Origin of the sequence: Nonomuraea sp. NPDC049152 (assembly GCF_040648355.1) — a bacterium.
Lineage (GTDB): Bacteria > Actinomycetota > Actinomycetes > Streptosporangiales > Streptosporangiaceae > Nonomuraea.
The window spans coordinates 1-22105 of sequence record NZ_JBEZDO010000002.1; the positions used below are offsets into that span (position 1 = coordinate 1).

Consider the following 22105-nt stretch of genomic DNA (forward strand, 5'->3'; position numbering starts at 1 on the left):
CTCCCGGTAGACGACCGGGTTGATAGGCCGGAGGTGGAAGCACGGTAACGTGTGGAGCTGACCGGTACTAATAGGCCGAGGACTTGACCACAAAGCATACTTTTCTTGCTCGCGTCCACTAGGCAATTCTGAGACAGCAAATGGTCTCATGGGGTTGCGGCGGTTATAGCGTGGGGGAAACACCCGGTTACATTCCGAACCCGGAAGTTAAGCTCTTCAGCGCCGATGGTACTGCACTCGGGAGGGTGTGGGAGAGTAGGTCGCCGCCGCGCAATCTTTGTTGGAAGGCCTTGTTGGGGGAAACCCTGGCAGGGCTTTTCGGCATTTCCGGGGGCTTTTTGGGTATGCGCTTTCCCGGTGTTTTTCGGGGTGTTTTGGGGAGGGCTTCACCGGCTTGGTGGGGCCCTTTTGTTATTTCTGGGGATGTCAGACGCGTTGCCAGAGTGCGGGAGTGTTGAGCGGTTCCCGGCCAGCCTGTGCCGCGTGCGACTGGAGGCAGCGGTACGTCTGCCCGCCGTACACGACCTGAGCGCCGGTGGGATACGTCGTGCCCACCCGCCATGTGCCGCTTCCCGGGGGTGGTGACGATGGGGGCGGTGACGACGGTGGACTGCCCGGCACGTTAAGCACGAAGTCGAACGTGGCCGTGCCCGGCTGAGGGACGTTCATGAGCAGTGCGGGGTTGAAGATGCTGTCGGTGTTGTTGCGTGGTTCGCCGGGGAAGTAGAGCTGCGTGGTGAGGACGGGACGGTTCGGCTGGCCGCGCAGGCCGTACCCGACGTTGTCGTAGGCGCCCTGGGCGTCGGCCTGCCAGAAGTCCATGAGCACGTTGGGCAGCGGCTGGCAGGCGAGGCCGAAGACGTAGCCGCTGACCGTCAGGGCGGTGCCGGAGCCGGGAAGGACGGAGCGGCGCGGGGAGTTCGGCTTGAAGTAGGGGCCCTCGGTCTGCGGGGGCGTGGGGTCGTCGCCGTCGTCGCACGAAGGGGTGAGGGCGGGCGGCGCTCCGGCCAGCGCGTGTGCGTGGCTGACGACCAAGGGGAGCGGGGCGGCTAACAAAGCCGCCTTCAGCACGGTTTTCCGGGTGATTCCTTCGCTTTCCATGGGCCAAGAATGGCAACGGCCGGCGGGGCGGCCTACCCTCCAAACGTGCATACGACCGACGTTATGGAAGGGCCTGCCGTACGAGCGGATAGGGTTGTGGGGTGGATTATCGTGCGGTCGAGCGGGCCATCATGGAACGCGGCGTCGAGTGGGACTTCGAGCCGACGCTGGACAGAATCGTGGCCCTCCTGGATCTGCTCGGCTCCCCGCAGCAGGCCTACCCCGTCGTGCACATCGCCGGCACGAACGGCAAGACGAGCACGGCGCGGCTGACCGAGGTCCTGCTGAGGGAGCGCAACCTCCGTGTGGGGCGCTTCACGAGCCCCCATCTGGTCACCATGCGCGAGCGGATCGTCGTGGACGGCGAGTCGCTGGACGAGGAGCGGTTCGCGGCGGTCTACGAGGAGATCGCGCCCTACGTCGAGCTGAACGACACCAAGGGCAGGCGCATCCAGTACTTCGAGCTGCTGACGGCGATGGCCTACGCGGCCTTCGCCGACACCCCCGTCGACGTGGCGGTGATCGAGACGGGGATGGGCGGCACGTGGGACGCCACCAACGTGGTGGACTCCGCCGTTTCCGTCATCACGCCCATCTCGCTCGACCACACCGACAGGCTCGGTCCCGACATCCCGTCGATCGCCGGCGAGAAGGCGGGCATCATCAAGGCCGGTGGCACCACGATCCTCGCGCAGCAGGACCTCGAGGCCGCCGAGGTGCTCATGCGCAAGGCCGCCGACGTGGGCGCGGTGGTGGCGCGCGAGGGGCTGGAGTTCGGCGTGCTGAGCCGCGAGGTGGCGATGGGCGGCCAGCTGCTCACCCTGCGCGGCCTCAAGGGCGTCTACGAGGACGTCTACCTGCCCCTGTACGGCGCGCACCAGGCGAGCAACGCCGTCTGCGCGCTGGCGGCCGTCGAGGCGCTGACCGGGGGCGACGACCCCCTCGACATCGAGCTGGTACGGCAGGCGTTCGCCCAGGCCTCCTCACCGGGGCGCCTGGAGGTCGTCCGCAGGAGCCCCACGGTCGTCATCGACGCCGCGCACAACGTCGGCGGCATGGAGGCCACGCTCGACGGGCTGCATGAGGCCTTCGACTTCGCCAAGGTGATCGGCGTCGTGGCGGTCATGGCCGACAAGGACGTCAGCGGCCTGCTCGAGCTCCTGGAGCCGATCCTGGAGGAGATCATCGTCACCCGGAACTCCTCGCCGCGTTCGATGTCCGCCGAGGAGCTGGGCGAGCTGGCCGTGGGCGTGTTCGGAGAGGACCGCGTGCATGTCGTGGAGCGGCTCGACGACGCCATCGACAGGGGCATCGGCATCGCCGACGCCGCGGGCGAGTTCAGCGGCACCGGCGTCCTCATCACCGGCTCGGTCGTCACCGCGGGCGACGCGCGCCTGCTGCTGAAGGCGGACAAGTCATGAACTTCGAGGTGACCCCCGGCATGCGCCGTCTCGGCGCGAGCGTGCTCGGCATGCAGGCGATCGTGGTCGCGCTCATCACCCCCGTGGCCATCCAGGTCCAGGGGATCTCGGTGGGGGTGGCGGTGACGGTCGGCATCGGCCTCGCCGTGCTGTGCGTGGTCGCGGCGGGCCTGCTCAAGCGGCCTGTCGGCTACGTCATCGGCAGCATCGTGCAGGTGCTCGCGATCGCCACGGGGTTTCTGGTGCCCATGATGTTCTTCCTCGGAGCGATCTTCGGGGCACTGTGGATCACTGCGATATTCGTCGCTCGCCGTGTCGAGGGCGTGACTTCCCGCTAAAGTCGGCCAACATGGCCGTCCCCCCCATCGAGCGGTTCGAGGCCGTCGGCCTCGACGGACCCGCCTCAGGCGCCAGGTTCTCCTGGCTGCTTGACGTGATACTCGGGCTGCTGATCGTCGCCGCGCTGCCCCTGGCGATCCTCGCCATCCCCAACACCGTGTCCCTGGTCTCCGGGCTGCTGCCGCCGGAGTTCGACAGGCTCGACCTGATCAGGGCGCACGGCCTCGCGCTGCCCGCGATGATGCTGACCGTGCCGCTGGCGTCGGTGCTCGTGCAGCGGATGAAAGCCGCGCCGATCCTGCTCACCGGGCTGGCCGTGCTGGCCCTGGCCGACGCGGCGGGCGGCTTCGCGGGATCGGCCTTCCTGGTGGGCGTGCTGCGCGTGATCCACGGCATCGGCGCCGGCCTGCTGGTTCCCGCGCTGCTGATGGCGGCCTGGGAGCGGGCGCCACTACTGCGCGCGCTGTGGACGGGCATGCTCGCCGTCAGCCTGCTCGCCGCCCAGGCGCTGGCGCTGTGGCCGCTCGACGACGTGCGCGACTGGCGGATCACGCTGCAGCCGTACCCGTTGCTGACCGGCATCGCGCTCGGGCTGGCGGCGATCTACCTCGCGCTCGGCGTCGCGACGGGCACCACGAGCACGCCAGGACCCCGCGCGATCGAGCGCACCAGACTGACTCTGACCGCGGTTCCCGCGGCGGGGCTGGCCGTGCTCGCCGTCGGCACCACTTTCGGCTGGCCGCCAGGGCTGGTCATCCTGGCCGCGCTGTTCTCGCTCGCCGCGCTGCTGACGCTGGCCTCGATCGGCACGTTCGAGGGACCTGCGGGCCGCAGCCTCGCCTACGCGATGCTCGCGGTGGGCGTCGTGGTGCTGCCGACGGCTGCCCAGGTCACCTACATGGAGCTGGGCGGCGTCGGCGGGCCGGGGCTCAGCGGCCTGTGGCTGCCCTTCCTCATCTGCGCGCTCATGGGCGCGGGCGCGGCGCTGGCCGTCGGCGTGCTCGACAGGGCGTCGATGCAGCGGCTGTCGCGGGCGGGCCTGGTGACGATCGTGGTGGGGTTGTGCGCGGTGCGGCTCATGGTGCCGGCCACCGACGGCTTCATGCTCGTCGTGCCGTTCGCGCTGCTGGCCGTGGGCGCGGCGGTGGCGCTGACGGCGGCGCTGCGGATGTCGGGGCCGGGGGCGGCGCTCTACGGGCTGTCGCTGTGCTTCCCCGGCGTGCTGGCCGGATACCTGCTCGGCACCGGCGTGCAGATGGTGCTGCTCGGCAGGCCGCAGTCGGCGCAGCAGCTCGTCGACAGGTTCGTGGAGGCGCTGCACCTGTGGGCGCTCATCGGCGGGTTCCTGGTGGTGGCCGTGATCGTCCTGGCGGCTCTGCTGGGACGGCGCTCCGCCGCCCGCGGCTCCACCTCCGAAACCGATTCTGTCTCGGAGACAAACCGCGAGCCCGACGCCGATTCCGGGGCAGACCGCGAGCCCGGCACGGGTCTGGGGGCAGACCGCGGGAGCCGCACCGGTTCCAGGGGAGACCACCAGAGCGGTGCCGGGAGCGGCTCCGAGACCGCCTGCGGCGCTCCAGGGGCTGGGGAGAGTACGGCTTCGGCGTCCGATGCGCTCCGGGCGCCCACGTCTGAGCAGGCTGTTGACGGTTCGCGACGAGAGGGGCCCGAGGAGTTCCCCGTGGCCGGCGACGGTATCGCGCCGGAGGAGCCGGCTGGGGCTCCTGCGAAGCCTAGCCCGACGCCCCAGGGAGAGGACGCGCCGACGGGAGAGGTGCCCAGGGTGCCCGCCTCGCCCGCCAAGCCGGTCCAGCGGACGGTTTCGCGTGACAGGGGCTCCTCCGACGGGGCGTCCGCTGGCGAGAGCCGCCCCGGGTCCTCCTCCCAGGGTGGCTCAACGGGGGCGACTCCATACGGCACCACCTCGTCTGGGGGTGACTCGCAGGCGACGCCCGCATCCGCATCATCCGAGGGTGGAATCCCACTCAAGGCTAAGCGCAAAGACGCCGCTGACGCAGGACCCGTGGATGACGGTGCCGCGTCGGATGGGGCGGTGCGGGATGGGCCGGCGGCGGGGGATGTCGAGGCCGAGCGGCCCGGTGAGGGGACGGGGCCGACGCCGGTGGTGCCGCCGCCCACGCAGTCGCCCGAAGACTCCGCCGCCGACTAGGTGAGAGCCGTCGAGCACGGGGAATTCGCGAGAGGGCGGTAAGCTTCGCGCGTTCGCCGCATTTCGCGACCAAGACATCCAGTTCAAAGGAGAACCACCAGTGTCCGAGCGCACTCTTGTCCTGATCAAGCCCGACGGGGTGAAGCGCGGCCTCATCGGTGACGTGATCGCTCGCATCGAGCGCAAGGGCCTCAAGATCGTGGCCATGGAGCTGCGCCAGCTCGACGCCGAGACCGCCAAGGCCCACTACGCCGAGCACTCCGAGCGGCCGTTCTTCGGCGAGCTGGTGGAGTTCATCACCTCCGCGCCGCTGGTCGCGCTGGTGGTCGAGGGACCCCGCGCGGTCGAGGCGTTCCGTTCGCTGGCGGGTCTGACCGACCCGGTGAAGTCCGCCCCCGGCACGATCCGCGGCGACCACGCGCTGGAGATCGGCGAGAACGTCGTCCACGGCTCCGACTCGACCGACTCCGCCGCGCGCGAGATCAAGATCTTCTTCCCGGACCGCTTCTAAGGTTCGACCCCGAACGCCGGCCCCGCACGACCGCGGGGCCGGCGTTCGGCGTTTGATGGCTTGGGCGATGGCTTTGTGGGGGAGACCTCCTATGTCGGTCCTGTGTGGCGATGGCCTGGGATGCCGGTTCTGGGGGGCGGTGATCCTGGGGGGCCATGGCGCGGGCCATAGAGGGTCCCGACGGAACGGCGCTGCACGGGGGCGAGGGGGGCTGCGGGGCGGGGCGGTCGTGAGCCGAGGCCCGTGCGCTGGGGTGATGGGAGCGGCGGTGCTTATGCCTATGGGGCCATGATGCTCGCCCGTGGGGTTCCCGCGGGAGCGGCGCTGTCCGGGATAGGTGGTGAGGGGGCTGAGTCGCGGGGCGGTGGTTGTGCGAGGGCCTGAGCGGCGGGCCGGTGGTTGTGCGAGGGCCTGAGCGGCGGGCCGGTGGTTGTGCGAGGGCCTGAGCGGCGGGCCGGTGGTTGTGCCTGGGGGCCCGTGGGTGGGGTCATGGGCGGGCGGCGGTGGTCCTGCCGGGGGTTGGTGTGCGCCATGGGGTTTCCGTGTGGGAGCGGTGCTGCTCGTGGGTGGCGAGGGGCTGGGCGGCGGGGCGCTTGGTCGTGCCCGTGGATCGAGGACTTTGGCGCGGCGACCGGCTGGGGTCGTGGGCGGGTGGCGGAGGTTCCTGGCGGCGTTGACGCTGGCCATGGGGTTCCGGCGGGAGCGGTGCTGCGTGGGTGACGGAGTTCCTGGTGGATGTTGGCGCTGACCGTCGGGGTTCCGGTGGCAGTGGTGCTCAGGCTCCGGTGGTGATCGGGTCTGCGCGGTGGGGGTCTGCGCGGCGGGATGTCGAGGGTGGTCGTGGGAGGTGGGGGCGGCGTGTGGTTTGGGGGTCAGTGGGCGGTTTGCGGCGTCAGGGGATGAGGGGTGTGAGGCGATGTTGCGGCACGGGTCCTCGGTGATCTCCCGTGGGGCGACTTTGCGATGTGCTTACCGTGCATCTCTCCGGCGAAAGGGATCAAACGTCACCTCTCAAACCCCTGACGATTCGGGCCAGTCGTCATCTCGGGTCCTCCCGTAGACGGCCCTTGGTGACCGCTCTTGGGGGTGCGCGCACGGCGTGTCGCAGGTGATGGTGATTTGCGGGCAAACGGGTGGTGACGTGGAGGCGACAAGATTTTTGTGGGGCACCCGTGCTCATTGCGCTCCCATGCGGGTACGTCACGTTACGATTCAAATGCGATCCGTAATTATTCGCGAACGACGTTACGGGGCTCCCCATGAGCAGCAGGCTCGCCTTTCTCGGCCGTGACATGGCGGTCGATCTCGGTACCGCCAACACGTTGGTCTACGTGCGTGGCCGCGGCATCGTGCTCAACGAGCCGTCCGTCGTCGCGATCAACACGACCACCGGCAAGATCGTCGCGGTCGGCATCGAGGCCAAGCGGATGATCGGCCGAACGCCGGGCAACATCGTGGCCGTCCGTCCCCTGAAGGACGGGGTGATCGCCGACTTCGACGTGACCGAACGGATGTTGCGCTACTTCATCCAGCGGGTGCACAAGCGCCGCCACTTCGCCAAGCCGCGCATCATCATCGCCGTGCCCAGCGGGATCACCGGCGTGGAGCAGCGGGCCGTGAAGGAGGCCGGCTACCAGGCCGGCGCGCGCAAGGTCTACATCGTCGAGGAGCCCATGGCCGCGGCGATCGGCGCGGGGCTGCCTGTTCACGAGCCGACGGGCAACATGGTCGTCGACATCGGCGGCGGCACCACCGAGGTCGCCATCATCTCGATGGGCGGCGTGGTGACCAGCCAGTCGATCAGGGTCGGCGGCGACGAGCTCGACCAGGCGGTGATCACCTTTGCGAAGAAGGAGCACTCCCTGATGCTCGGCGAGCGCACCGCCGAGGAGATCAAGATGGCCATCGGCTCGGCGTGCGCGTCCGAGGAGGAGTTCCACGCCGAGATCCGCGGCCGTGACCTGGTCAGCGGGCTGCCCAAGACGATCGTGGTCTCCGCCGAGGAGATCAGGAAGGCGATCAGGGAGCAGGTCAACACCATCATCGACGCGGTCAAGACCACGCTCGACAAGTGCCCGCCCGAGCTGTCCGGCGACCTGATGGACAGGGGCATCGCGCTCACCGGCGGCGGCGCCCTGCTCAAGGGGCTCGACGAGCGACTGAGGGACGAGACCGGCATGCCGGTGCACATGGTGGAGAACCCGCTCGACTCCGTGGCGCTCGGCTCGGGTAAGTGCGTCGAGGAGTTCGAGGCGCTCCACGCGGTGCTCGTCCCGGAACCGCGCCACTGAGATGAGAGACACGCGCCGGGCCCGGCTGATCCTCGGACTGCTGCTCGCCGCGGCGCTGGTCGTGCTCACCATCGATCATCGCGCGGGTGGGAGCTCGCCGTTCGGCCCGCTGCGCGGAGTCGGTTCCTCCCTGTTCGGTGCCGCGGAACGGTTCGTCGCCGGTGTGGTGACCCCGGTCAGCGAGTTCGTCGGCGCGATCGCGGGAGCGACGGGAGCCCGCGACAGGATCAAGGAACTGGAGGCGCAGAACGCCAAGCTCCGCGCCGATCTCGCGAGGCAGTCCCTGGACAAGGCCCGGTCGGCGGAGCTGCGCAGGCTGCTCGGCACCTCCCAGCGCGGCGGCTACACGGTCGTGCCCGCCAACGTGGTCGCTCGCAGGGGTCATCCAGGTTTCGAGGACGCGATCGAGATCGACGCGGGCACCAGCGACGGGGTGCGGCCCGAGATGACGGTGATCAACGGTGAGGGCCTGGTCGGCAGGGTGGTGCGCGCCACGGCGAGCAACTCGACCGTCATGCTGCTGAGCGATCCCGCCTCGTCGGCGGGCGCCAGGCTGGAGGGCGGCAACGAGATCGGCGTCATCCACGGTGTCGGCGAGTACGGCAGGCTGGTGCAGTTCCGGCTGCTCGACTCGACCGCGCAGCTGACGCCTGGCACCAGGATCGTCAGCTTCGGCTCGCAGCGCGGCGTGCCGTACGTTCCTGGGGTGCCGATCGGGGTGATCGAGCGGGTGGAGGCGACGCCGGGCGAGCTGACCCGCATCGCCTACGCGCGGCCCTTCGCGAACCTCAGCGCGCTCGACGCGGTGGGGGTGGTGATCGCCGCGCCCAAGCGCGACCCGCGTGACGCGGTGCTGCCCAAGCTGGCGGGGGAACGATGATCGCTGTCCTGGCCGTGCTGGTCGCGCTGCTGGTGCAGGTCACGGTCGTCAACAGGTTCCCGCTCCCGCCCGGCGGCGGGCCCGATCTGGTGCTGCTGGTCGTGATCGGGGTGGCGCTGGCCAGGGGGCCCTCGGCGGGGGCGGCGATCGGGTTCAGCGCGGGGATGCTGGTGGACCTGATGCCGCCGACCGCGCACGTGCTCGGGCAGTACGCCTTCGTCTACGCGCTGGTCGGTTACGTCGCGGGCCGCGGGCTGGGCGGGACGGTCCCGACCGTCATGCTCTGCGTGCTCGCGGCGCCGCTGCTGGCGGCCGCCGTGGGCTGGCTGATCGGCGACCCGCGCGTGACGGCGGCGTCGATCGTGGCGGGCGTGCCCGTGACCGTGTGCTACTCGCTGCTCGCCGCGCCCGCGGTCATCTGGCTGGTGACCATCGGCAGATCGGAGGAGTACGCGGCATGACCAGGATGCGCACCAGGCTCGTCGTGCTCCACGTGCTCGTCGTCACGCTGCTGGCGGTACTGTCCGTACGGCTGTGGCAGGTCCAGATGATGCGGGGCGCGGAGTTCGTCAGCGCCGCCGACGAGACCAGGAACAGGAACGTCATCGTGCCCGCCGTACGAGGGCAGATCCTCGACGCGTGGGGGCGGCCGCTCGTCCGCAACCGGACGGCGCTGGTGATCTCGGTGGACAGGACCGCGCTGATCAGGATGAGCGACGGCGGTGCCGGGGTACTCGAACGGCTCTCGGCCGTGCTCGGCACGCCTGCCAAGCTGCTGGAGAAGCGCATCCAGCCGTGCGGGCCCGGCGTGACGAGGCCGTGCTGGACGGGCTCGCCGTACCAGCCGATCCCCATCGACCAGAAGGCCACCACCCGCGAGGCGCTGCAGATCCTGGAGCGGCAGGAGGAGTTCCCAGGCGTGACGGCCGAGGTGCAGGCCGTCAGGGAGTACCCGGGAGGGAGGTCGGGCGCGCAGATGCTCGGCTACCTGCAGCCGGCCACCGAGGAGGAGCTGGAGAAGCGCGAGGGGCTGAAGGCCGAGTTCTCCGGCGTCGACGTGGTGGGGCGCGACGGCCTGGAGTACGTCTACGACGAGGCGTTGCGCGGCAAGACGGGGCTGCGCAAGGTCCAGGTCGACCGGATGGGCAAGTCGCTCGGCGTGGAGCAGCGGGTGGCGCCCATTCCCGGTGACACGCTGATCACCAGCATCGACGCGCGGATCCAGGGCATCGTGGAGAAGGCCATCCACGGGGCGATGAAGAAGGTCCCGCAGGCCGACGGGGCGGCGGGAGTCGTCCTCGATCCGCGGTCGGGCAGGGTGCTGGCGCTGGCCAGCGCGCCCGGTTACGACCCGGCCATCTGGACGGGCGGGATCTCCGAGAAGGAGTACCAGCGGCTGCTGTCGGAGAAGGAGGGCAAGCCGCTGGTCTCGCGGGCCATCAACGGGCAGTTCGCGCCCGGCTCGACGTTCAAGGTGTCGTCGGTCTCGGCGATGCTGCGCGCCGGATACCCGCTGCACGGCCAGTACGCGTGCCCCGGCTCGTACATGGTCGGCAGCAGGTCGTTCAGCAACTTCCGGGGTATCGGGCTCGGCACGCTCACGCTGCACACCGCGCTGGTGAAGTCGTGCGACACGATCTTCTACAGGTCCTCCTACGAGCAGTGGCTCAAGGACGGGGGGCTGCGGCCGAAGAAGCCGCCGAAGGAGCGCTTCGCCAACATGGCCAGGTCCTTCGGCTTCGGCCGTCCCACGGGTATCGACCTGCCGGGCGAGTCGTCGGGCAGGATCCCCGACAGGACGTGGAAGAAAGAGATGTGGACGGCCACCAGTGCCAACAACTGCCGCCGTTCGCGCACCGGTTATCCGGAGGTGGCCGACAAGGCCAGAGCCGCCTTCCTCAAGCGCCTGGCGTACGAGAACTGCCTGGAGGGCTACCTGCTGCGGCCCGGTGACGCCGCGAACTTCTCCATCGGGCAGGGCGACGTGCTCGTCACGCCGCTGCAGCTGGCGGCCGCCTACGCGGCGCTGGTCGGCGACGGCAAGCTGCGCAGCCCCCGGATCGGGTGGGCACGGGTACGGCCCGACGGCACGCTGGTGAAGAAGATCGAGGTGCCGGTCAGGGGCGAGCTGCCGCTGAGCTCCACCGAGCGGGCCTACATCAAGAACGCGCTCAGCCAGGTCGCCTCCGACGGCACCGCGGCGGGCGCCTTCAGCGGGTTCCCGATGGACAAGGTGAAGGTCGGCGGCAAGACGGGCACGGCCGAGGTGTGGGGCAAGGCCGACACCTCGTGGTTCGCCTCGTTCGCGCCGACCAACAAGCCCAGGTTCGTGGTCGTGGTGATGGTGTCGCAGGGCGGCATGGGCGGTTCCACCGCGGCGCCCGCCGCCAGGGAGATCTACGAGGGGATCTACGGGTTCGGGTCCGGGGCGGACGGCGAGGCCAAGAACCAGGCCATGGACCAGCCCAAGGAGACCAAGAAGCCCGAGGACGCCGAGGACGCCGAGGATGCCGGGGACGCCGGGGACGCCGGGGACGCCAAGGGGCAGCGCAAGGGCGGGCGGCCCGAGCTGCCGACCGGCGAGCTGCCGAAGATCAAGAGCGATGGCACGGTGGCGCGATGACGGCCCGCACGCACCTGAGGCCCCGCAGACCCTTCGCGTTGAAGGCCGTGGGCACGGAGTCGGCGCTGTGGCGGCTCGACTGGGTCATGCTGGTGGCGGTGGCCGCTCTTGGCGTGATCGGCACGCTGCTGGTGTGGTCGTCGACCCGTACGTGGGCGCTGGGGTCCACGGGGCTGGTCAAGAAGCACGCGCTCAACCTGGTCATCGGCGCGGTGATGTGCGGCATGGTGGCGATGGTCGACCACCGGCTGCTGCGGGCCTACGCGCCGATGGCGTACCTGGTGACCCTGGTCGGGCTCGTGCTGGTGGCGACGCCCGTGGGCACGACGGTCAACGGCTCGCACTCCTGGATCATGCTCGGTGGCGGTTTCGCGATCCAGCCCTCGGAGTTCGCCAAGGTCGGGCTCATCCTGATGCTGTCGATGCTGCTCGCCCAGCCGGCTGAGGGCACCGATCGGCCGCGCGGGCTCGACGTGCTGTTCGCGCTGGTGCTGGCGGCTGGGACGATGGGCCTGGTCATGCTCCAGCCCGACCTCGGCACCACGCTGGTGCTGGCCGTCATCACCGCGGCGGCGCTGGTCATCGGCGGTGTCCAGAAGCGGTGGATCGTCCTGCTGACGCTGTCCGTCATGGCGGCAGGGGCGTGCGTGTGGCTCTTCGAGCTGCTGGAGCCGTACCAGATCGCGCGGTTCACCGCCTTCCTCGACCCGAGCGTGGACCCGCGCGGGGTCGGCTACAACAGCACGCAGTCGCTGATCGCGATCGGCTCTGGCGAGTTCTTCGGCAAGGGCCTGTTCATGGGCGGGCAGACGACGGGCAGGTTCGTGCCCGAGCAGCACACCGACTTCATCTTCACCGTCGCGGGGGAGGAGTTCGGCTTCCTCGGCTCGGTCACGGTCGTGGCGCTGCTCGGTGTGGTGCTGCTGCGCGGCCTGCACATCGCCAAACAGTGCGACGACCGCTTCGGCACGCTGGTGGCGGGCACGATCGTGTGCTGGCTGGCGTTCCAGTCGTTCGTCAACATCGGGATGACCATCGGGATCATGCCGATCACCGGGCTGCCGCTGCCGTTCGTCTCCTACGGCGGCACCTCGACCTTCGCCAACCTGATCGCGGTGGGGATGCTCCAGGCGATCAGGATCAGGGAGAGAGCCTTCTGACCTGGGGCGGCGCCCGGCGTGCGGGCCGGGGCGGGTCGTCGCCCGCCCGCCGGGCTCCGGGCCTGACCGACCCAGTGGTGTTGTCGCTCCATTACCCTTGGTGCTATGTCTGTCGAGTCATTGTTCCCACGCCTGGAAGCGCTGCTGCCCAAGGTGCAGAAGCCGATCCAGTATGTCGGGGGTGAGCTCAACTCGACGGTGAAGGACTGGGACGAGGCGTCGGTGCGCTGGGCGCTGATGTATCCCGACGCCTACGAGGTGGGTCTGCCCAACCAGGGCGTGGCCATCCTCTACGAGATCCTCAACGAGCTGCCCGACACGCTGGCCGAGCGCACCTACTCGGTGTGGCCCGACCTCGAGGCGCTCATGCGCGCGGAGGGCGTCCCTCAGTTCACCGTGGACGGTCACCGCCCCGTGCGCGCCTTCGACGTGCTCGGGGTGTCGTTCTCCACGGAGTTGGGCTATACCAACATGCTGACCGCGCTCGATCTGGCCGGCATCCCGCTGATGTCGGTCGAGCGCGGCGACGACGACCCGATCGTGCTGGCCGGCGGCCACGCCGCCTTCAACCCCGAGCCGATCGCCGACTTCCTCGACGCGGCCGTGCTGGGCGACGGCGAGCAGATCGCCATCGCCATCAGCGAGGTCGTCCGCGAGTGGAAGGCCGAGGGGCGGCCCGGTGGCCGTGACGAGCTGCTGATGCGGCTCGCCGAGTCCGGCGGGGTCTACGTCCCGAAGTTCTACGACGTCGAGTACCACCCCGACGGGCGCATCAAGCGCGTCGCTCCCAACCGGAGCAACGTGCCGTGGCGCGTGCACAAGCACACCGTCATGGACCTCGACGAGTGGCCTTATCCGAAGAAACCGCTCGTCCCGCTGGCCGAGACGGTGCACGAGCGGTTCAGCGTGGAGATCTTCCGCGGCTGCACCAGGGGCTGCAGGTTCTGCCAGGCCGGCATGATCACGCGTCCGGTCCGTGAGCGGTCGATCACCACGATCGGCGCCATGGTCGAGAACGGCATCCGCGAGTCCGGCTTCAACGAGGTCGGTCTGCTGTCGCTGTCGTCGGCCGACCACTCCGAGATCGGCGAAGTGGCCAAGGGCCTCGCCGACCGCTACGAGGGCACCAACACCTCGCTGTCGCTGCCCTCGACCAGAGTCGACGCCTTCAACATCGACCTGGCCAACGAGTTCTCGCGCAACGGCCGCCGTTCGGGCCTGACCTTCGCGCCCGAAGGTGGTTCCGAGCGCATGCGTAAGGTGATCAACAAGATGGTCACCGAGGAAGACCTGATCCGCACCGTCACCACGGCCTACAGCCAGGGCTGGCGGCAGGTGAAGCTCTACTTCATGTGCGGCCTGCCCACCGAGCAGGACGAGGACGTGCTCGGCATCGCCGACCTGGCCAAGAAGGTCATCAAGGCGGGCCGCGAGGCCACGGGCTCTCGCGACATCCGCTGCACGGTCTCCATCGGCGGGTTCGTGCCCAAGCCGCACACCCCGTTCCAGTGGGCCGCGCAGGCCGACCACGAGACCGTCGACCGGCGGCTCAGGGCCCTGCGCGAGTCGCTGCGTGGCGACAGGGAGTACGGCAGGGCCATCGGCTACCGTTACCACGACGGCAAGCCCTCGATCGTGGAGGGCCTGCTCTCGCGCGGCGACCGCAGGGTCGGCGCGATCATCAGGTCCGTCTGGGAGGACGGCGGCCGCTTCGACGGCTGGAGCGAGCACTTCTCCTACGACCGTTGGATGACCGCCGCGGAGAAGACGGGCGTCGAGGTCGACTGGTACACCACGCGCGAGCGCGAGGAGAACGAGGTCCTGCCATGGGACCACCTCGACGCCGGCCTCGACCGCGAATGGCTCTGGCAGGACTGGCAGGACGCCGTCACCGAGGCGGAGGTCGAGGACTGCAGGTGGACGCCGTGCTACGACTGTGGCGTCTGCCCGACCATGGGCACCGAGATTCAAATCGGTCCGACGGGTAAGAAGCTGCTGCCGCTCACTGTGGTATAGAGACGGCCTTATCCTGAAAACGAAGTAACTCTGACACGGGAAGGAAGAACACGTTCTGAAGCCTGTTCCCGATGGGCCTCCGCCCGCGCCCACGGTGCAGCGCGTACGCGTGCGCTACGCCAAGCGCGGACGCCTGCGCTTCACAAGCCACCGCGACATCTCGCGAGCCGTCGAAAGGGCGGTCCGCCGTGCCGGCATTCCTGTGGCTTTCAGCGCGGGATTCTCTCCCCATCCGAAGATCTCCTACGCGGGTGCGGCGCCGACGGGTGTCGCCAGCGAGGCCGAATACCTCGAGCTCGGTCTGACCGAGCCGTGCGATCCCGGCAGGATCCGCGCGGATCTCGACGCCTCGCTGCCTCCAGGCCTCGACGTCCTCGACGTCGTCGAGGCGCGCTCTGGAGCGCTCGCCGACCGCCTGGAGGGTTCGGCATGGGAGCTGAGGCTGCCCGGCGCGGACAGTGAGCTCGCGCGCGTGGCGGTGGAGAAGTTCCTCGCGGCGGGCACCGTCGAGGTCGAACGCCTCACCAAGAAGGGGATGCGGCGATTCGACGCCCGCGAGGCGGTGCTGACACTGGCTTCAGAAGGAACCGCAGCTCAGGTGCCAGGACAGTCGTGTGTCATACTGCGCATGGTTGTTCGGCACATGACTCCTGCCGTACGACCCGACGACGTGCTCACGGGCCTGCGCCTTGTGGCCGACTTCGCGCCGCCGGTCCCCCCCGAGGTGACCAGGCTGGCGCAGGGGCCGCTCGACGCCGTATCCGGTGAACCCGCTGACCCGTTCGACCTGGACCGCGACATGACGCGCGGCGGCGAAGCGGGACCGGCAGGCGCGCACGTCGACGGCTAGTGAGAGACGTGACCTGCCGCACTGGCACGAACGTGACATGGCGGTCCCGCGTCTCACACGAGAAGGAAGAGCTTCGCGAGCCCCGCACGGTGGCGGGGATCGAGGGCTCGACCGCTGACAGGACTTGGCGTCCGTGCCTTTCGCAGGCGCGGGCGGACAACGAGACACGAGGGCTCCTGCGCGGCGCGGCGACGCGCCCGGGAGCTGACGGGAGAGCGCCCGCATGCTCGACAACGAGCCCGGTACCGGGGCCCATGGCCCTGACGGGGAAACAACAGAACAGACTGCCGCGCCGAAGCGCCGGCGCTCGGCGAGCAGGCCCGCGGGGCCGCCGCCGGAGATCGACGATGCTCCCACGGTAGTCGTCACCACGCAGGCTTCCGGCCCGGCCGGGTCGGCGTCAACCGATTTTTCCGCCTCCGCCGAGGCGGCCACGGGCCGGTCCAACGGCACGTCAGGCTCCGTCGCCGACGGTACGGCCAGCGTGGTCGAGGAGACCGTGGCCGAGGCCGTGGAGGCGCCCGCCCCCAAGCGCGCCACCAGGTCCAGGTCGACCGCCACGACGGCCACGCGCCGCCGTACCACCAAGAAGGCCGCGGAAGAGGCGCAGGCGGCCGAGGAGGCCGCCGCGGGCGAGGCTCCCGCGGACGTGTCCGCAGGTGGGGACGCGACCGCGGAGGCCGCCGTGGAGGAGGCGCCGAAGCGGCGCCGTACGCGCAAGAAGGCCGAGCCCGAGCCTGAGCCGGAGTCGCCGGTCGAGGCCGTCGTGGCCGCCGAGCTGATGGAGACGCTGCCGGAGAGCGAGCCGCTCGACGACGAGCCGGCGGGCGAGGACCTCGACGAGGAGTCGGTCGGCAGGCCCGCCCTGTTCGCCGACCCGTTCGGCGTCGCCGCGCAGGCGGCTCAGGAGCCGGGCACCGCCTTCCAGCGGCCCGCCGCCGTCTTCACGCCGCTGTTCCAGGCGCCCGACCCGAGCCAGGCCCAGCCCGTCAGGATCGAGCCGGTGCAGCCGGTCAAGCCGCAGGCGGCCGACGAGGCCGAAGCGCTGTTCGGCGAGCCGGCCGAGGACACCGACGAGACCGAGGACGAGGTCGAGAGCGACGAGTCCGAGGACGACGGCGGCAGCCGTCGCCGTCGCCGCCGCAGGGGCGGCAGGGGCCGAGGCAAGTCGCGCGAGCGCGACGAGGACGCGGGCGACTCCGACGACTCGGAAGAGGACGAGGAGGACGCCGACGGCGGCGAGGACGCCGAGCAGTCGCAGGCCGACGAGGAGGAGTCGACGGGTTCGCGGCGCCGCAGGCGCAGGCGGCGCAGGGGCGGCGACGAGACCCCCGAGCCCGCCAGCGACGACCCGCCGAACACGGTGGTGCGCATCCGCGCGCCGCGCACCGGCAGGTCGAGCTCGCTCGACATCTCCGCCGACGGCGTGCAGAGCGTGCGCGGCTCCACCCGCCTGGAGGCCAAGAAGCAGCGCCGCCGCGAGGGGCGCGAGCTGGGCCGTCGCAGGCCGCCGATCATCACCGAGTCGGAGTTCCTGGCCCGGCGCGAGTCCGTCGACAGGATGATGGTGGTGCGCCGCCACGGCGACCGCACCCAGATCGCGGTCCTGGAGGACGGCGTCCTCGTCGAGCACTACGTCAACCGCGAGGCCAGCCAGTCGTACGTGGGCAACGTCTACCTCGGCAAGGTGCAGAACGTGCTGCCCTCGATGGAGGCGGCGTTCGTCGACATCGGCAAGGGCCGCAACGCCGTCCTCTACGCCGGCGAGGTCAACTTCGACACCGCGGGTCTGGAGGGCCAGCCCAAGCGCATCGAGGCCGCGCTCAAGTCGGGGCAGTCGGTGCTGGTGCAGGTCACCAAGGACCCCATGGGCCACAAGGGCGCCAGGCTCACCAGCCAGATCTCGCTGCCGGGCCGCTACCTCGTGTACGTGCCCGACGGGTCGATGACCGGCATCAGCCGCAAGCTGCCCGACAAGGAGCGCACGCGGCTCAAGAGCATCCTGAAGAAGGTCATGCCGGAGAACGCCGGCGTCATCGTGCGCACGGCCGCGGAGGGCGCCTCGGAGGAGGAGCTCGGCCGCGACGTGGCCAGGCTGTCGGCGCAGTGGGAGGCCATCCAGAAGAAGGCCAAGTCCGCCAGCCCGCCCGAGCTGCTGTCGTCCGAGCCTGACCTGACCGTCCGCGTGGTCCGCGACGTGTTCAACGAGGACTTCACCTCGCTGGTCGTGCAGGGCGAGGACGCCTGGGAGACGGTCGACGAGTACGTCAAGTACGTCGCGCCGCACCTGGCCGACCGGCTGTCGCGCTGGGACGAGGACGGCGACGTCTTCGAGTCGTACCGGATCGACGAGCAGCTGGGCAAGGCGCTGGAGCGCAAGGTGTGGCTGCCGTCCGGCGGCTCACTGGTGATCGACCGCACCGAGGCGATGACCGTCGTCGACGTCAACACGGGCAAGTTCACCGGGCAGGGCGGCAACCTCGAGGAGACCGTCACCCGCAACAACCTGGAGGCGGCCGAGGAGATCGTCCGCCAGCTCAGGCTGCGTGACATCGGCGGCATCATCGTCATCGACTTCATCGACATGGTCCTGGAGTCCAACCGCGACCTGGTGCTGCGGCGGATGCTGGAGTGCCTGGCGCGCGACAGGACCAAGCACCAGGTCGCCGAGGTCACCTCGCTCGGCCTGGTCCAGATGACCCGTAAGAGGGTCGGTCAGGGCCTCCTGGAGGCCTTCTCGACGCCGTGCGACTGCTGCAACGGGCGTGGCCTGATCGTCTCGGCCGAGCCGGTCGAGGGCAAGCCGGAGCCGCGCGGCACGCAGGGCAAGATGGCCATCGAGAAGGCGGTCGCGGAGAAGGTTTCCGCGGCCAACGACTCCCTCAGCCGTGATACCGTGACCGGTGCGCTTGATGACGTTCCGGGCACGGAGGACGACCAGGCGAACCAGACTTCAGGCAGGGGGCGGCGACGCTCCCGCCGAGCCAAGTCGGCAGAGTAGCGCCGTCTTCGGCGGCGCCCCGCTCCGGCGGGGCGCCAACCGAGTCGGCCCTTCCGCGTCGGCGTGACCTTCCCTTGAACGGGGGGCACGTCAGCGGGCATGGCCGACTTGTCCGACGATCCAGCCGGTTCGACCGGGGGCCGCTAATCCGGTAACCTAGTCAATCGGTGCGTCCAGTGACGCGCCCTGTTCGCGCGCCCACTCGGTTCGTCGGTTCCAGACAGTGATCGAATGCCGGGCGCAGCATTCAGAGAGTCAGCAGAAGGGTTCCGCGGTGTACGCGATCGTTCGTTGCGGCGGCAGGCAGCAGAAGGTCTCCGTCGGTGACGTCCTCGAGGTGGACAAGGTCGCCGGCGAGGTCGGTTCTTCGGTTTCGCTGCCGACGGTGCTCGTCGTCAACGACGGCGACGTGACCACGGAGGCGGGCAAGTTCACGGTCAGCGCCGAGATTCTCGGCGAGACCAAGGGCCCCAAGATCCGCATCCTCAAGTACAAGAACAAGACCGGTTACAAGAAGCGCCAGGGTCACCGCCAGCGGTACACCCAGGTGAAGATCACCGGTATCAACCAGGCCTGATCGGGAGTTTGAGAGATGGCACACAAGAAGGGCGCGTCGTCCACCCGGAACGGCCGTGACTCCAACGCCCAGCGCCTGGGCGTCAAGCGCTTCGGTGGCCAGCTGGTCAACGCGGGCGAGATCATCGTCCGCCAGCGCGGCACCCACTTCCACCCCGGCGACAACGTCGGCCGTGGTGGCGACGACACGCTGTTCGCGCTGGCCGCCGGCCACGTGCAGTTCGGCGTCAAGCGCGGCCGTCGCGCCGTGAGCATCGTCCCGGTCGCGGAGTAAATCCGTCGCCGACAGGCGTTGTAGCAAGGGGTGGATCGCCATGGTCCACCCCTTGTTCGCGTTCCCGGGCCTTGGAGGTCCGGTACGGCACGCGAGCGACGGGGACGACGGCGGCCACGACAAGACCACGTAAGCGGCCATCGACCCGCCAGGGGGCGACCGGGCGGTCACAGAGGAACCACGGTGGGCGGCCGGTCGGGCCGCGTCACGGTGGCCGGCCACGTGCGCTGGAGCAGCGTCTCCCTGGAGGGACGCCGGCCACGTGGGAAGGGTGGGCTATCGCTGGCCTGCCGTACAGGATGGAGAAAAAGGGCTGTGGCGGATTTCGTTGATCAGGTGATCCTGCATATCAAAGCCGGTGATGGCGGGAACGGCTGCGCGTCCGTCCACCGGGAGAAGTTCAAGCCGCTCGGCGGCCCCGACGGGGGCAACGGCGGCAGGGGTGGCGACGTCATCCTGGAGGTCGACCCCAACACCGCCACGCTGCTCGACTACCACCGCCGCCCGCACCGCAAGGCCGACAACGGCAAGCAGGGGCAGGGCAGCAACAGGGAAGGCGCCAACGGCGGCGACGTGGTCCTGCCGGTGCCCAACGGGACCGTGGTCAAGGACGCGAACAGCGGCGAGGTGCTGGTCGACCTGGTCGGCGTGGGCACCCGCTATGTGATCGCCCAGGGCGGTCACGGCGGTCTCGGCAACGCCGCTCTGGCGACGTCGAAGCGGAAGGCGCCGGGGTTCGCGCTGCTCGGTGAGCCCGGCGACGCGCTCGACGTGGTGCTGGAGCTCAAGAGCGTCGCCGACGTGGCGCTGGTCGGCTTCCCCAGCGCGGGCAAGTCGTCGCTGATCGCGGCGCTCAGCGCGGCCCGACCGAAGATCGCCGACTATCCGTTCACGACGCTGATCCCGAACCTCGGCGTGGTCACCGCGGGGGAGACCGTGTTCACCGTGGCCGACGTGCCCGGGCTCATCCCTGGCGCCTCGCAGGGCAAGGGGCTCGGCCACGAGTTCCTCCGCCACGTCGAGCGGTGCGACATGCTCGTGCACGTCATCGACTGCGCGACCATGGAACCTGGACGCGATCCGATCACCGACTACGAGGTGATCGAGGCCGAGCTGCACGCCTACGGCCAGCTCGAGGACAGGCCCAGGATGGTCGTGCTGAACAAGGCCGACGTGCCCGACGGCCGCGACCTGGCCGACATCGTGCGCGCCGACCTGGAGTCGCGCGGGCTGAAGGTGTTCACGGTCTCGGCGGCGACGCACGAGGGGCTGCGGGAGTTCACCTTCGCGATGGGCGAGTGGGTGGCCGCGGCGCGCGCCAGCAAGCCGGTCGAGGAGCCGACACGGCTGGTGCTGCGGCCGAAGCAGCTCGGCACGGCGGGCTTCAGCGTCCGCAAGGTCAACGACAACCTCTTCCAGGTCACCGGTGAGAAGCCGGAGCGGTGGATCAGGCAGACCGACTTCACCAACGACGAGGCCGTGGGCTACCTGGCCGACCGGCTGGAGCGGCTGGGGGTCGAGGAGGAGCTGGTCAAGGCGGGCGCGGTCGCCGGAGCCGAGGTCGTCATCGGGTCGATGGAGGACGGCTACATCTTCGACTGGCAGCCGACGCTCAGCGCCGAGTCCATCCACACGGGGCCGAGGGGCACCGACAACAGGCTCGGCTGATTTCATGATCGCGGAGAGCGGTAGGGTGTGCGCACGGCCCGGGGGACTCCCGGGCCGGGCAGCGGGCCTCGGATAGGGTTCAGGACGTGCGGGAACAGATCAGCTCAGCGTCGAGGGTCGTCGTCAAGGTCGGCTCCTCCTCGCTCACCACCCCTCAGGGCGTGATCGACGTCGACCGGGTCGACGCGCTGGTCGACGTGCTGTCGGCGCGGCGCCGTACCGGCACGCAGATCGTGCTGGTCTCCTCCGGCGCGATCGCGGCGGGCCTCGGCCCGCTGGGGCTGTCCTCGCGTCCGCGCGACCTGGCCACCCAGCAGGCCGCCGCCTCCGTCGGCCAGGGCGTGCTCGTCGCCCGCTACACCTCCTCCTTCGCCAGGTACGGCATGCGCGTCGGCCAGGTGCTGCTGACGGCCGACGACATGATGCGCCGCTCGCACCACGCCAACGCCCAGCGCACGCTCAACCGGCTGCTGGAGCTCGGCATCATGCCGGTCGTCAACGAGAACGACACCGTGGCCACCGACGAGATCCGCTTCGGCGACAACGACCGCCTGGCGGCCCTGGTGGCGCACCTCATCCACGCCGACGCGCTGGTGCTGCTGTCCGACGTCGACGCGCTCTACGACGGGCCGCCCTCGCGCGCTGGCTCCACCAGGCTGGCCGAGGTGCGCGGACCCGAAGACCTGGTCGGCGTCGAGCTCGGCAAGAACGGCGCGGCCGTCGGCACGGGCGGCATGGTGACCAAGGTGCAGGCCGCGCGCATCGCCACGGGAGCGGGCGTGCCCGTGGTGCTGACCGCCGCCGCGCACGCCGCGCAGGCGCTGGCCGGAGCCGACGTCGGCACGTTCTTCCACCCAGGCGGCCGGCACCCTGGCACCAGGTTGCTGTGGCTGGCCCACGCGACCACCGGGCGCGGGCGGCTGACGCTCGACGAGGGCGCGGTCGAGGCGGTCGTCTCGCGGCGCAAGTCGCTGCTGCCGGCGGGCGTGGTGTCGGTGGAGGGGGAGTTCGCCGCCGGCGACCCCGTCGACCTGTGCGGGCCGCGCGGGCGCGTGGTCGCGCGCGGGCTGGTCAACTTCGACGCCGGCGAGATCCCCGGGCTGCTGGGGCGCTCGACGAAGGAGCTGGCCAGCGAGCTCGGTCCGGAATATGAACGCGAGCTCATCCACCGTGACGACATCGTCATACTGGAGTCCCACAGCTGACAGGCGCGGAGAGAGGACG

Annotated in this window: 17 protein-coding genes and 2 rRNA genes; 18 read left to right on the forward strand and 1 reads right to left on the reverse strand. The window is 70.1% G+C overall.

Annotated elements, in window-relative coordinates; genetic code table 11:
• Positions 1 to 91, forward strand: a 23S ribosomal RNA gene (locus AB0B45_RS03735); the annotation flags it as partial.
• Positions 92 to 155: 64 nt separating this feature from the next.
• A 5S ribosomal RNA gene (rrf, locus tag AB0B45_RS03740) occupies positions 156 to 272 on the forward strand.
• A 154-nt stretch (positions 273 to 426) separates the two neighbouring features.
• On the opposite strand, the gene AB0B45_RS03745 is transcribed toward rrf, so the two are convergent.
• On the reverse strand, positions 427 to 1101 hold the full coding sequence (locus tag AB0B45_RS03745) for a carbohydrate-binding protein (protein ID WP_358124765.1): 675 nt from the start codon (positions 1099 to 1101) through the stop codon (positions 427 to 429).
• Positions 1102 to 1232: 131 nt separating this feature from the next.
• On the opposite strand from AB0B45_RS03745, the gene AB0B45_RS03750 reads away from it, so the two are divergent.
• From AB0B45_RS03750 to proB, 16 genes are all read left to right on the forward strand, one after another.
• Entirely contained in the window at positions 1233 to 2522 is a 1290-nt protein-coding gene (locus AB0B45_RS03750; RefSeq protein ID WP_358126242.1) for a folylpolyglutamate synthase/dihydrofolate synthase family protein, read from the forward strand.
• Positions 2519 to 2860 carry a DUF4233 domain-containing protein gene (locus AB0B45_RS03755; RefSeq protein WP_358124768.1) on the forward strand — a complete coding sequence of 114 codons (342 nt, stop codon included), beginning with the start codon at positions 2519 to 2521 and terminating at the stop codon, positions 2858 to 2860. Before AB0B45_RS03750 ends, AB0B45_RS03755 begins: the two co-directional genes overlap by 4 nt.
• An 11-nt stretch (positions 2861 to 2871) precedes the next feature.
• Complete coding sequence (locus AB0B45_RS03760; RefSeq protein WP_358124770.1) at positions 2872 to 5031, forward strand: hypothetical protein; 2160 nt, start codon at positions 2872 to 2874, stop codon at positions 5029 to 5031.
• A 100-nt stretch (positions 5032 to 5131) separates the two neighbouring features.
• Positions 5132 to 5542, forward strand: coding sequence for a nucleoside-diphosphate kinase (ndk, locus tag AB0B45_RS03765; protein WP_358124773.1), 411 nt, complete (start codon positions 5132 to 5134; stop codon positions 5540 to 5542).
• Positions 5543 to 6801: 1259 nt separating this feature from the next.
• The gene (locus AB0B45_RS03770; RefSeq protein WP_358124776.1) at positions 6802 to 7833 is read left to right on the forward strand and encodes a rod shape-determining protein; all 1032 of its coding nucleotides are present in this window, start codon (positions 6802 to 6804) and stop codon (positions 7831 to 7833) included.
• Position 7834: 1 nt separating this feature from the next.
• Positions 7835 to 8713 carry a rod shape-determining protein MreC gene (gene mreC, locus AB0B45_RS03775; RefSeq protein WP_358124779.1) on the forward strand — a complete coding sequence of 293 codons (879 nt, stop codon included), beginning with the start codon at positions 7835 to 7837 and terminating at the stop codon, positions 8711 to 8713.
• The gene (gene mreD / locus AB0B45_RS03780; RefSeq protein ID WP_358124781.1) at positions 8710 to 9174 is read left to right on the forward strand and encodes a rod shape-determining protein MreD; all 465 of its coding nucleotides are present in this window, start codon (positions 8710 to 8712) and stop codon (positions 9172 to 9174) included. The genes mreC and mreD overlap by 4 nt, the downstream gene beginning before the upstream one ends.
• A complete protein-coding gene (gene mrdA / locus AB0B45_RS03785) occupies positions 9171 to 11336 on the forward strand; it encodes a penicillin-binding protein 2 (RefSeq protein WP_358124784.1) in 2166 nt (721 codons plus the stop codon). Before mreD ends, mrdA begins: the two co-directional genes overlap by 4 nt.
• The gene (gene rodA, locus AB0B45_RS03790; protein ID WP_358124787.1) at positions 11333 to 12496 is read left to right on the forward strand and encodes a rod shape-determining protein RodA; all 1164 of its coding nucleotides are present in this window, start codon (positions 11333 to 11335) and stop codon (positions 12494 to 12496) included. Before mrdA ends, rodA begins: the two co-directional genes overlap by 4 nt.
• 105 nt (positions 12497 to 12601) lie before the next feature.
• Positions 12602 to 14512 (forward strand): TIGR03960 family B12-binding radical SAM protein, encoded by a 1911-nt coding sequence (locus AB0B45_RS03795; RefSeq protein ID WP_358124790.1) that lies wholly within the window; start codon positions 12602 to 12604, stop codon positions 14510 to 14512.
• A 94-nt stretch (positions 14513 to 14606) separates the two neighbouring features.
• Positions 14607 to 15362 carry a TIGR03936 family radical SAM-associated protein gene (locus tag AB0B45_RS03800; protein WP_358124793.1) on the forward strand — a complete coding sequence of 252 codons (756 nt, stop codon included), beginning with the start codon at positions 14607 to 14609 and terminating at the stop codon, positions 15360 to 15362.
• Between the two features lie 223 nt (positions 15363 to 15585).
• Complete coding sequence (locus AB0B45_RS03805; RefSeq protein WP_358124795.1) at positions 15586 to 18363, forward strand: Rne/Rng family ribonuclease; 2778 nt, start codon at positions 15586 to 15588, stop codon at positions 18361 to 18363.
• 274 nt (positions 18364 to 18637) lie between these two features.
• Positions 18638 to 18940, forward strand: a complete 303-nt coding sequence (rplU, locus tag AB0B45_RS03810; RefSeq protein ID WP_184973140.1) for a 50S ribosomal protein L21 — start codon at positions 18638 to 18640, stop codon at positions 18938 to 18940.
• A 15-nt stretch (positions 18941 to 18955) separates the two neighbouring features.
• Entirely contained in the window at positions 18956 to 19213 is a 258-nt protein-coding gene (rpmA, locus tag AB0B45_RS03815; protein ID WP_012893687.1) for a 50S ribosomal protein L27, read from the forward strand.
• A 315-nt stretch (positions 19214 to 19528) separates the two neighbouring features.
• Positions 19529 to 20881, forward strand: coding sequence for a GTPase ObgE (obgE, locus tag AB0B45_RS03820; RefSeq protein WP_358124798.1), 1353 nt, complete (start codon positions 19529 to 19531; stop codon positions 20879 to 20881).
• Between the two features lie 86 nt (positions 20882 to 20967).
• Positions 20968 to 22086 carry a glutamate 5-kinase gene (gene proB, locus AB0B45_RS03825; RefSeq protein ID WP_358124802.1) on the forward strand — a complete coding sequence of 373 codons (1119 nt, stop codon included), beginning with the start codon at positions 20968 to 20970 and terminating at the stop codon, positions 22084 to 22086.
• Positions 22087 to 22105 lie beyond the last annotated feature (19 nt).

Excerpts from the sequence above, each read along its gene's own strand:
- AB0B45_RS03745 (WP_358124765.1), bottom strand. The coding sequence starts at position 1,101 with ATGGAAAGCGAAGGAATCACCCGGAAAACCGTGCTGAAGGCGGCTTTG.
- AB0B45_RS03750 (WP_358126242.1), top strand. The coding sequence starts at position 1,233 with ATGGAACGCGGCGTCGAGTGGGACTTCGAGCCGACGCTGGACAGAATC.
- AB0B45_RS03755 (WP_358124768.1), top strand. The coding sequence starts at position 2,519 with ATGAACTTCGAGGTGACCCCCGGCATGCGCCGTCTCGGCGCGAGCGTG.
- AB0B45_RS03760 (WP_358124770.1), top strand. The coding sequence starts at position 2,872 with ATGGCCGTCCCCCCCATCGAGCGGTTCGAGGCCGTCGGCCTCGACGGA.
- AB0B45_RS03770 (WP_358124776.1), top strand. The coding sequence starts at position 6,802 with ATGAGCAGCAGGCTCGCCTTTCTCGGCCGTGACATGGCGGTCGATCTC.
- mreC (WP_358124779.1), top strand. The coding sequence starts at position 7,835 with ATGAGAGACACGCGCCGGGCCCGGCTGATCCTCGGACTGCTGCTCGCC.
- mreD (WP_358124781.1), top strand. The coding sequence starts at position 8,710 with ATGATCGCTGTCCTGGCCGTGCTGGTCGCGCTGCTGGTGCAGGTCACG.
- mrdA (WP_358124784.1), top strand. The coding sequence starts at position 9,171 with ATGACCAGGATGCGCACCAGGCTCGTCGTGCTCCACGTGCTCGTCGTC.
- rodA (WP_358124787.1), top strand. The coding sequence starts at position 11,333 with ATGACGGCCCGCACGCACCTGAGGCCCCGCAGACCCTTCGCGTTGAAG.
- AB0B45_RS03795 (WP_358124790.1), top strand. The coding sequence starts at position 12,602 with ATGTCTGTCGAGTCATTGTTCCCACGCCTGGAAGCGCTGCTGCCCAAG.
- AB0B45_RS03805 (WP_358124795.1), top strand. The coding sequence starts at position 15,586 with ATGCTCGACAACGAGCCCGGTACCGGGGCCCATGGCCCTGACGGGGAA.
- rpmA (WP_012893687.1), top strand. The coding sequence starts at position 18,956 with ATGGCACACAAGAAGGGCGCGTCGTCCACCCGGAACGGCCGTGACTCC.